Genomic DNA, 9863 nt, shown 5'->3' with positions numbered 1-9863 from the left:
GCACGCTATTTACGAGTTTTGGCAAGATAAATATCAAGTCCGCGAGATTTGCCACCGACTGCGCTCCGATAGATCCTCAGTGCGACTGCTACGCGTGCCGTAACTACTCTCGCGCCTATCTTAGCCACCTATACCGCGCGGGCGAGCTGACGTTTTTCCGCCTAGCGAGCTTGCATAACTTGCATTATTATCTAAATTTGATGCGGCAGATGAGAGAAGCGATAACGGCAGGCGAATTTGAAAAATTTAGGCGAAATTTCTACGCCAAACGCGGTAAAAACGCGCCAAGCATATAAGGCAAAACCGTGAGCGAGCGCGATATCTCGGGGTACTTCTACGACGAGGAGTGCGAGTACGTCTATCTCGTGACGGACGGCAGCGAACAAAACTACAAATTTATCTTTAAAGATGATAAAATTTACGCTCAGGACGGTAGCGAAAGCGGCTCGCAGGAGTTTATTCGCGTAGTAAAAAAGATAACGAGCGAGTTTCGCGCCAAGATCGCCGAGCACTCCGCCGAGCTTGAAAGCTACGAGAAAATTTACGCGGGCAAGAGGGATTTTACTAAATTTATCAAAAAGCACGCGGTCTTAAAATACGAAATACGCAAATTTCAAAATAAAATTTCGCACTTTTACGAGGCTCTGGCGATCTGTCAGAACGAAAGACCTGAGCTTAAAAAACAGCTCAAAAACTACGTCTACGAAGCCGGCGTACTAAAAAACGCAGCCTGCGAAAACGCCGCCAGGATAGACGATATATACGCGCATATACAGAGCCTAAAAAACGACAAAATCAACCGAAACATCTACATCCTGACGCTACTTTCAGCGCTATTTTTACCACTAAATTTTATCACGGGATTTTTTGGGATGAACACGAACGGAATGTTTTTAAATGGCTTTCAAAACGGCACGGCTATCGTCGCCGGATCTATGCTTGCTCTTTTTGCGACGCTGGCGGGGCTGTTTTATTTTCTAGGCAAACGGCGCGAGTAAATTTGCAAAGTCATTTACGGCTAGCTAAATTTAACTAGCCGTCAAATTCGCTGCAAATTTAACGCACCCAAATCAAAACCGCAAATCAGGTGCGCAGCCTGGCAAAATTTACTCCGCCCGCCCAGCCACAGCTTTATAGATACCGATTTCGTCTTGCAAAATTTTATATTTTTGAGCAAGCAGGCCGATCCTGCCTTCAAGTAGCGAATTTTGCGCCTCCAGATAGTTTTTCAGCTCAGTTTTGCCGTAGTCGTATTTGAGCTTATATATATCGCTGATGGAGCTTAAATTTCGCAAATTTTCGTTTAGATTTCGCAAAACCGCCTCGTCTTTTTGCAGACTTTTATAGCCGGCGTCGATCTCGTTTAGCGCGGTCGTTAGCGTCTGCGCGTAGTTTAGCTTCATCGCTTCAAACTCAAGCTCGGAGATTTTTAGCTTTGATTTAAGCTTAGAATAGTTTAAAAATGGCAAATTTATCGCGATATTTCCGCTTAAGAAATTTAGCTTAAGCCCCTCGCTAGCGCTATCTCCGCTACCGCTAAGCCCAGCTCCTACCGTGATGCTTGGATAAAAGCTTTTTTCGCTAACCTTGACCCCCAAAAGCGCCTCTTTGATACGCGAGATCGCGGCTTGCAAATCGGGACGCGCGCCGATAACGTAAAGCGGCACGTTTAAATTTACGCCCTGAGGCGAGATATAGCTCAAATTTCCGCCTAAATTTAGCTCAAATTCAGGCCTAACGTTTAGCAAATTTCTTAGCGTTTTTTCCGCCGCGTCAAGGCTCTTTGCCGCGTTTAAAATTCTATTTTTAGACGAGATTACCGAGCTTTTTACTTGATTTAGGCTTAGCTCCTCTTCTTTGCCGAGCTCAAATTTGGCCTTTATGATGGCTTCTAACTCTTCGTAGTTTTTTAGCGTTTTTTCGTATAGATTTATGCTCTCTTTTTGATATTTTGCCTCAAAATACGCATCTGCGACGGAGTTAATGAGCGCGAGGCGAGCGGCCTCTAGGTCGTATTTAGTCGCGTTTGCCTCCCACATGGCGGCGTCTACGGAGTTTGCAAGCTTGCGCCACAGATCTATCTCGTAACTTAACGATACGCCGCTTTTATAGCTCTCATTCCAGCTGCCGCCCGTTTTTATATTTTTACCAGTTTCCGCGCCCAAATTTGCGTTAAAACTAGGCACGAGATCAGCCTGCAAGACGCCTGCTTGAGCTAAGGCTTTATTTACCGCGACGGCCGATTTTGCCAGATCTATATTATTTTTTAGCGCGAGGCTGATTAGCTCGTTTAGGCGCGCTTCGCCGTAGCTCGTCCACCACTCGCGATTTATTTTTATGTCGGCGCTTACGTCCTCTTTTAGCAAAATTTGCTCGTAGTTTTCATTTATCTGCGTTACCGCGCAGCCGCCGAGCAAAAAGGCGGCTAGGATTATGGAGATTTTTTTCATTTTATTCCCTTGAAAGAGCGTCGATCGGATTTAGCTTTGAGGCGCTGCGAGCAGGCATATAGCCAAATATCACGCCTATCGCGCTAGAGACGGCGAGCGCGACCACGATAGAGGTCTGAGAAAATATCATCTTGATATCGGGCGCGAAATTTTCCGCTAGATAGCCGATACCAAAGGCCATTCCGACGCCGATTAATCCGCCGATCAGGCACAGTAGTACCGCCTCTATCAAAAACTGCTCTAGGATATTTCCCTGGCGAGCGCCGATCGCCATCCTGATGCCTATCTCTTTGGTTCGCTCGGTTACGGAGACTAGCATGATATTCATCACGCCGATACCACCCACTAGCAGCGAGATAAAGGCGATACAAGAGATCAGCAGCGTCATAGTCCTCGTAGTCTCCTCGATCGTTTTTTTGATAGTGTCGGAGTTTCTAGTGAAAAAGTCCTTTTTGCCGTGTTTGGCGGTTAAAATTTCCGTTAAACTCTGCTCGGCGATTTGCGCATTTACGTTATCTTTAACCTTAACCGTGATAGATGAGAGATGCCTATCGCCGGTTAGCTTGTTTATGACAGCGGTATATGTAGAAAACGTGCGCAGAGTGCTGGAGTCGGCGAACATATTGTCGTTTTTGGCTACTACGCCGATGATTTTAAAGGGGCGTTTGTTAAAAAGCACAGTTTTACCTAGCGGATCTTCGTCTGCGAAAAACTGCTCACGAGTTGGCTGATCTATCACGATCACGGACGCCGACTCTGCGACCTCTTGGGCGGTAAACACCCGTCCGGCCTCGACCTTGTAGCCCATCACGTTTAGGCTCTCCTCGCTACCGCCTTTAATCGTCGCGGAGGCTGATTTATTGCCGTAGGTGAGCGTGCCGCTAGCAGAGGCGTTTGGCGTGACGCTATCTAGATAGTCTTGCTTAGATAGCATCGTTGCGTCGCTAACGGTCAGGTTTCTCACCCGCTCCGAGCGCATATCGCCAAAACCCTTGCCGTTTAGGATATCGATCGTGTTAGTGCCGATACCGCGGATATCGGAGAGGATCTGCTCCTGCGAGCCCTGCCCAAGTGCTACTACGCAGATAACCGATGTGATGCCGATGATGATACCAAGCATCGTTAGCGCCGAGCGAAGTTTGTGGCTAAGGATCGCGTTTATCGACATTTTAAAGCTCTCGATAAACTGATCTTTATAAAAGCTAAAGATATTTTTTTGCTTTGGCGCCGGTTTTTCGGAGGCGAAAATTTCTCCGCTTTTTACCGTATCGCTCAAAATTTTACCGTCTTTTATCTCGATGACGCGGTTTGCGTATGCGGCGATATTTGGGTCGTGCGTGACGATGATGATGGTGTGGCCTTGCTTGTGTAAATTCGTTAAAATTTCCATCACCATGAGGCCGCTTTTGCTATCTAGCGCACCCGTTGGCTCATCTGCCAGGATGATCTCGCCGCCGTTAATAAGCGCCCTAGCGATCGAGACTCGCTGCTGCTGTCCGCCGCTAAGTTTATTGGGTAAATTTTGTAGCTTTTCGCCAAGCCCGAGCCCTTCTAAAAGCTCGCCGGCCTTTTTCTCGCGCTCTTTTTTAGAAACGCCCGCATACACGCTAGGCAAAGCTACGTTTTGCAGCGTAGTTAGCGTAGATAAAAGGTTATAACGCTGAAAAATAAAGCCGAATTTTTCTCTGCGTAAACGCGCCAGCTCGTCGCCTTCAAATTTAGATATGTCGCGCTCTTCTAGCAAATACTGTCCGCCGCTTGGGTTATCTAGGCAGCCAAGGATATTCATGAGCGTAGATTTACCAGATCCGCTTTGACCGATGATAGCGATAAACTCGCCCTTTTTTATGGTTAAATTTACGTCTTTTAGCGCGTCAAACACGTTATCGCCGAGTTTAAATTTCTTACTTAAATTTTTAAGTTCTATCAAATTTTTCAAGACTTAGCCTTAGAACTTCATTTTTATTTTTTCTTTTTTAAGCATTTCGCTGATTTCAGCCGCCGAATTTCGCTTCGTCACGACTTCCTCGCCTTCCTCTACTCCGCTTAAAATTTGAGTTTTTAGGCTATCGATTAGTCCTGTTTGTACCTCTCTTCGCTCGGCCGTTTCTAGTCCGTTTTCGCCTCTTTTTAGCACGTAGACTATGCTTTTGCCGTCCTCTTTTTTGATAGCGATCGATGGCACGATGACGGCGTCTTTAGCGCTATCTAGGATGATGGTATTTTGCGTAGTCATACCGATCCTTAGCGTGCCGTCAGGATTATCTACCACGGCCTTAGCGTAGTAGTAGATCGCCGAGCTGCTGGAGCTTGAGGCGGTCGAGCCCGAGCTTGTAGTCGTGGTGTATTTGCCGTTGCTTAGCGTGGTTAGGCCCGGGTCGATAGAGCTAATATGGGCGTGAAATTTACGGTTTGGCTCAGATAGGATCGAGTACTCGACTCTTGAGCCTACTTTGATTTTAGTTATGTCGCCCTCGGCTATCTCCATTTTTAGCTGAACTTTGCTTAGATCGGCGATATTTACGATAGTGGGCGTAGTTTGGTTTGAGTTTACGGTTTGACCCTCCTCGACTTGCACGGAGACTACGACGCCGCCTTTTGGAGCGGTGATTTTAGTGTAGCCAAGGTCGATTTGAGCGGTGTTTAGAGAGATTTTAGCCTGCACGATTTGCGCCTCAATCTCTTTTAGCGAAGCTTCGTTTGCGGCTAGGGTATTTTTGGCGTTTTCAAACTCCTCTTTCGAGGTTGCGTTTTTGGCAAAAAGCTCTTGCTCGCGCTTAAATTTGGTCTTTGAAATCTCGAGCGCGACTTTGGCCGAATTTAACTTCGCTTCGTAAATACCAAGCTGCGCTTTTTTGGTATCTACGTTATTTTGCTGAGTCGCGGAGTCGATTTCAGCTATCATGTCGCCGGCTTTTACGACGTCGCCGAGCTTTACGTAGAGTTTTTTGATCTGACCGCCTACCTGCGCGCCCACGTCGATTAGCTCGGTAGCGTAGATCTCGCCGTTGCTTTCGATGCTTTTAACCAGCTCGCCGCGAACGGCTTTTGAGGTGATAAACTGATCGCCTTGCGGGACGTTAAAATTTTTATCGTAAAAGTAGTAGCCCACTCCAGCCAGCACGGCTAAAACCGCGATAAATTTGATAAATTTTTTCATTATTTCTCGCTTTTTTAAATTTAACGCGAGATTATATACAAAAACCCGTTAAGGCGATGTTAAGTAATTCAATTAAATTTTATTTTTCTTTAATGCGAGCCGCCGTATAATCGCGTTTTTAAAATTTATAACTCGGATTACGCAAATGTTTACGCAACTATTGTCTATTTTTATCATTATCGCTTCGGGCTACGGGGCGAAAAAATTTAAAGTCTTCGAGCAAAAAAACGCCTCCGTTTTCATAAACTACGCACTTTGCTTCGCTCTTCCGGCACTTATTTTCGACAAAATTTACCATGTAAACATCGACACCACGCTTATTAACGTCATCACCACGGGTTTTGCTTGTTCGATGCTAGGGGCTGCGGCGATATTTTTGGCATGCAGATTTTTAAAATTTAACAAAGCCACGACCGTGAGCGCCGTACTGCTAGGGATGTTTGGAAACACCGTATTTATGGGTATGCCTATCATAAAGGGCTTTTTTGGCGAGGACGCGATGAATGAAGTTATCTTTTACGATCAGCTAGCTACCTCGATCCCGATTAGCATTTTTGGGCCTTTTATCTTAGCTTTCGGCGCTCCGGCAAAGGTTTCACTCGTGCAAAACGTGATGAAAGTGATCAAATTTCCACCTTTCGTTGCGCTCATTTTAGGCTTTTTACTCCGTGGCGTTCCGCTTCCAAATGTGCTATTTGACGCGCTTACTCTTTTTGCGCAAAGCGTCGTTCCCGTCGCTCTTTTTGCGATCGGCATCGGGCTTGGATTTAGGAGCATCAAGAGCTGCTATAAATCAACCGCAGTGGTAATCGCGGGCAAAATGCTGCTGGCGCCTTTTATTTTTATATTAGTCACGATAGTTTTTGGCGTAAATTTCGGTCAAATTTGGATGATAGGTATCCTTCAGTGCGCCATGCCGCCGATGGTGCTAGCAAGCGCGATGATCATGAAAGCAGAGCTTGATAGCCAGCTAGCTGTCGCCGCTGTGGCCGTGGGAGTCGCGTTTAGCTTTATTAGCCTGCCGCTTTTATCGTACGTTTTTAGCCTGATGGCATAAATTCACGCTCGTTTCACGTTTCTTGGCTAAACTTCCATCATAAATTTTCTTAAAGGAGATGCTATGAAAAAGTTAGCTTTAGTTGCGCTTAGCGCGCTGTTCGTTACAGGTTCTATCTTTGCCGCCGAGATGAAAGGCGATATGATGGAGAAAAAAGATACCATGATGGAAAAGAAGGACGCCATGATGGAGAAAAAAGACGATATGATGATAAAAAAGGACGAAATGAAGGGCGACATGAAAGAGATGAAAGACGATATGGGCAAAAAGAAAGACGATATGAAAGACATGAAAAAGGATAAGATGTAATGACGCAAATTTTGCTCGTAGAGGACGATGAGACGCTAAGCGAACTCATCAGCGAGTATTTGAGCGAACAAGGTTACGACGTGACCGTTCGCGCCGATGCTAAAGCAGCTCTAGATACCGCCTACGAGCGAAATTTTGATATCCTCATCCTTGACGTCAAGCTACCTAAAGGCGACGGTTTCTCCCTTTTGCGCGAACTTAGGCGGCTTGGCGACGACACGCCTGCGATCTTTACCACCTCGCTAAACGCACTGCAAGACCTAGAGATCGGCTACAAAAGCGGCTGCGACGACTACCTTAAAAAGCCGTACGAGCTAAAAGAGCTTTTGCTTCGTATTCAAATTTTAATCAAGCGCAAATTTTCTCACGTAAATGACGAATTTATCGAGCTTAACGATGGATATAAATTTTATCCAAGCTCCAAAACGCTCCGGCAAAACGGGCAAATCGTAAGCCTCTCAAACAAAGAAAGCGAACTTTTGGCGCTATTTTTGGAGAACAAAAACACGCTGCTTAGCAAAGAGGCGATATTTGATAAAATTTGGAACTACGGCGAGGAGCCTAGCGAGCTAAGCCTGCGGGTTTACGTTAAAAATTTACGCCGAATTTTAGGCAAGGACGCGATCATAAATAGGCGCGGCGACGGCTATATCTATGTCTGAGCGCTCCGCCGTTATAGCTAAAATCCTCTCGCTTTATCTCATCACTAGCGCCCTATTTTTGGGATATTTTTTCACGAACGACTATAAGATGAAAAAAGAAGTCCTCATCTCAAACGAGGTCAAAAACCTAAAAGAGATCAAGATGGGTATCTATATGAAAGCGCGTATGGATGGGCTTGGCGCGGTAAAAAGCTTTACCGCCGAAAAAGACGTCAAAGCCTGCATCGTGGCTAAAAGCGGTCAAATTTTATACGGCGAGGTGGGCTGCGCTAAATTTGACGCGGCCCAAAGCAGCGCGGTCGCGGCAGACGGCAAGGTAACGATATTTGAGGCGCTGCAAAATATGGACGAAGGCGGCGCGGACGAGCTAGCCACGGCAAAGATCGCGCTAAGCGGCAAGGACGTCACGAGCGAGCTAAATTTACTACGGCTGCGAACGGCATTAAATTTGCTCATCGTTTTAGGCGTCATCATGATAATCGCCTTTTATCTAGCAAAGACCGCGCTAGCGCCGCTACACGCCAAGATCGCCGCGCTAAATCGCTTTATAAAAGACTCTACTCACGAGATAAACGCGCCCCTTAGCGTCATACTTATGAGCATCGAAACGGCAGATAAAAGTAGCCTAAGCCAGAGAAATCTAAAGCGCCTAAACAACATCCAAACCGCCGCCAAAACGCTAAGCCGTACCTATGAGGACCTCACGTATTTATCCTTTGGTGCCGAGCGCTGCGCACCAAAAGAAGAGCTAAATTTAAAAGATATTTTAAACGAGCGGCTAGAGTTTTTCGCTCCGTTTTTTGCCAAGCGAGGGCTTGATTTAAGGCTAAATTTAAAAGACGCTCTCATAAATGCAAATGGCTATGAGCTAAAACGTGCGGTGGATAACCTACTAAGCAACGCCGCAAAATACGCAAACCAAGGTGGCTACGTCGCCGTTAACCTCAAAGACGGAGAGCTAAAGATCTCAAACAGCGGCGAGGGGCTAAGCAAAGAGCAGCAAGATAAAATTTTCGAGCGATACACGCGGTTTAACGAAGACCAAGGCGGCTTTGGCATAGGGTTAAATTTGGTAAAAAGAGCCTGTGAAAACAACGCCATATCCGTAACCTGCGAAAGTGAGCCGGGTAAAGAAACAACCTTTACGCTTAGGTGGAAGTCTTAAATTTAGATTTTGCGTCATAAAAGCGGCGGTGCTTTTCTCCAAACTGGTAAATTTGGCTCAAATCACAAACACTCTCAGTCAAATTTTGATTAGGATACTTGTAGAATCGTCAAATTTGGCGGTAAAATCAAGAAAGTATAAAAGTAAATTTTACTCACCGCCGACAAGAGAAAGGTTTCTGCAACCTATCTCATCGCCCATCTCACAGCCCATTTTGTAAAATTTTTTTGCCGTTTTAGAATCAGCGGTTTTTACGCCTAGTGAGAACTGATACATACCGCCCAGATTTGAGCAGCTTTGCGCGTGATTTAGCTCTAGGCACGACTTTTCGTATAGCTTACGCGCCGCGGCAAAATCGTGCTCCGTGCCGCGCCTGAGACGGTAGAAGTTAGCTGCATTATAGCAACCGTATTTATTACCGAGCTTGCAAGACTTCATAAATATCTTTAAGATCTCGCTCTCCTCTTTGCTTTTTAGCTTTTGATGTAGCGAGCCTAGATTTGAGCAGGCGATACCCTCGTTATCGTCGCAGGCTTTTTGGTAGCACAGCTTAGCGCGTTCGTAGTCTTTACTGTTTTCAAATTTTACGCCCATATCATTGCACTCTTTTGGAGTTTTACCGTCGCATATATGTTTTACTTCAGCCTGTGTAACGGGCTTTGGCGGTGCGGGTGTCGCCTTTTTTTGCGCTGTACAACCGCTAGCAAACGCCGCAACCAGCGTAAAAATGATAACGTGCGAGATAGTTTGAGAAATAGCGCGTTTCAAAATTTAGCCTTAAGAAAATTTTGCCTTAATCTTACCTTACGCTCGCCAAAATAACGCTTAAAATAAACTTTAAAAACTTAATTACAATCAAACAGGGCCGAGTTTGTAACAAATTTATTGCTCATTAAAAGAGCATTTCTAGCATATTAAGACAAATTTACACTTAGTTTTATATCTAAATTCGGCGCCTATCGTAGTTCATAAATTTACAAATTTAATGCCGACAAAAAACGCCGAATTTATAGCTTGGATTACTACGGGCGCAACCCAAGCAGCAAGGCGTGCCAAAACG

Annotated in this window: 10 protein-coding genes; 6 read left to right on the top strand and 4 right to left on the bottom strand. The window is 45.6% G+C overall.

Annotation, left to right across the window (positions count from 1 at the left end; translation table 11 throughout):
* Together Q0394_RS06715 and Q0394_RS06710 are read left to right on the top strand one after the other, a co-directional pair.
* On the top strand, positions 1 to 296 hold a 296-nt coding region (locus tag Q0394_RS06715; RefSeq protein WP_298946357.1), incomplete at its 5' end, for a tRNA-guanine transglycosylase.
* A 9-nt stretch (positions 297 to 305) separates the two neighbouring features.
* A complete protein-coding gene (locus Q0394_RS06710; RefSeq protein WP_298946356.1) occupies positions 306 to 998 on the top strand; it encodes a CorA family divalent cation transporter in 693 nt (230 codons plus the stop codon).
* Positions 999 to 1106: 108 nt separating this feature from the next.
* Here the strand turns inward: Q0394_RS06710 and Q0394_RS06705 are convergent, their stop codons facing one another.
* The 3 genes from Q0394_RS06705 to Q0394_RS06695 are packed head-to-tail and all read right to left on the bottom strand — an operon-like array spanning position 1107 to position 5610.
* The gene (locus Q0394_RS06705) at positions 1107 to 2450 is read right to left on the bottom strand and encodes a TolC family protein (protein ID WP_298946355.1); all 1344 of its coding nucleotides are present in this window, start codon (positions 2448 to 2450) and stop codon (positions 1107 to 1109) included.
* Between the two features lies 1 nt (position 2451).
* Complete coding sequence (locus Q0394_RS06700; RefSeq protein WP_298946359.1) at positions 2452 to 4380, bottom strand: MacB family efflux pump subunit; 1929 nt, start codon at positions 4378 to 4380, stop codon at positions 2452 to 2454.
* 18 nt (positions 4381 to 4398) lie between these two features.
* Entirely contained in the window at positions 4399 to 5610 is a 1212-nt protein-coding gene (locus Q0394_RS06695) for an efflux RND transporter periplasmic adaptor subunit (RefSeq protein WP_298946354.1), read from the bottom strand.
* A 145-nt stretch (positions 5611 to 5755) separates the two neighbouring features.
* On the opposite strand from Q0394_RS06695, the gene Q0394_RS06690 reads away from it, so the two are divergent.
* From Q0394_RS06690 to Q0394_RS06675, 4 genes are all read left to right on the top strand, one after another.
* The gene (locus Q0394_RS06690; RefSeq protein WP_298946353.1) at positions 5756 to 6667 is read left to right on the top strand and encodes an AEC family transporter; all 912 of its coding nucleotides are present in this window, start codon (positions 5756 to 5758) and stop codon (positions 6665 to 6667) included.
* A gap of 63 nt (positions 6668 to 6730) precedes the next feature.
* On the top strand, positions 6731 to 6976 hold the full coding sequence (locus Q0394_RS06685; RefSeq protein ID WP_002944746.1) for a hypothetical protein: 246 nt from the start codon (positions 6731 to 6733) through the stop codon (positions 6974 to 6976).
* Positions 6976 to 7638, top strand: coding sequence for a response regulator transcription factor (locus Q0394_RS06680; protein ID WP_298946352.1), 663 nt, complete (start codon positions 6976 to 6978; stop codon positions 7636 to 7638). Before Q0394_RS06685 ends, Q0394_RS06680 begins: the two co-directional genes overlap by 1 nt.
* On the top strand, positions 7631 to 8803 hold the full coding sequence (locus tag Q0394_RS06675) for a HAMP domain-containing sensor histidine kinase (protein WP_298946351.1): 1173 nt from the start codon (positions 7631 to 7633) through the stop codon (positions 8801 to 8803). Before Q0394_RS06680 ends, Q0394_RS06675 begins: the two co-directional genes overlap by 8 nt.
* Before the next feature lie 150 nt (positions 8804 to 8953).
* Here Q0394_RS06675 and Q0394_RS06670 read toward each other — a convergent pair whose 3' ends face one another.
* Entirely contained in the window at positions 8954 to 9571 is a 618-nt protein-coding gene (locus Q0394_RS06670; protein ID WP_298946349.1) for a tetratricopeptide repeat protein, read from the bottom strand.
* Positions 9572 to 9863 lie beyond the last annotated feature (292 nt).

The organism is uncultured Campylobacter sp. (genome assembly GCF_938039205.1).
In the GTDB taxonomy this organism is placed as follows: domain Bacteria; phylum Campylobacterota; class Campylobacteria; order Campylobacterales; family Campylobacteraceae; genus Campylobacter_A.
Note: the sequence above shows the minus strand (reverse complement) of the source record. Positions and strands in the feature narration are given on the sequence as shown.

Excerpts from the sequence above, each read along its gene's own strand:
- Q0394_RS06675 (WP_298946351.1), top strand. The coding sequence starts at position 7,631 with ATGTCTGAGCGCTCCGCCGTTATAGCTAAAATCCTCTCGCTTTATCTC.
- Q0394_RS06705 (WP_298946355.1), bottom strand. The coding sequence starts at position 2,450 with ATGAAAAAAATCTCCATAATCCTAGCCGCCTTTTTGCTCGGCGGCTGC.
- Q0394_RS06690 (WP_298946353.1), top strand. The coding sequence starts at position 5,756 with ATGTTTACGCAACTATTGTCTATTTTTATCATTATCGCTTCGGGCTAC.
- Q0394_RS06680 (WP_298946352.1), top strand. The coding sequence starts at position 6,976 with ATGACGCAAATTTTGCTCGTAGAGGACGATGAGACGCTAAGCGAACTC.
- Q0394_RS06695 (WP_298946354.1), bottom strand. The coding sequence starts at position 5,610 with ATGAAAAAATTTATCAAATTTATCGCGGTTTTAGCCGTGCTGGCTGGA.
- Q0394_RS06685 (WP_002944746.1), top strand. The coding sequence starts at position 6,731 with ATGAAAAAGTTAGCTTTAGTTGCGCTTAGCGCGCTGTTCGTTACAGGT.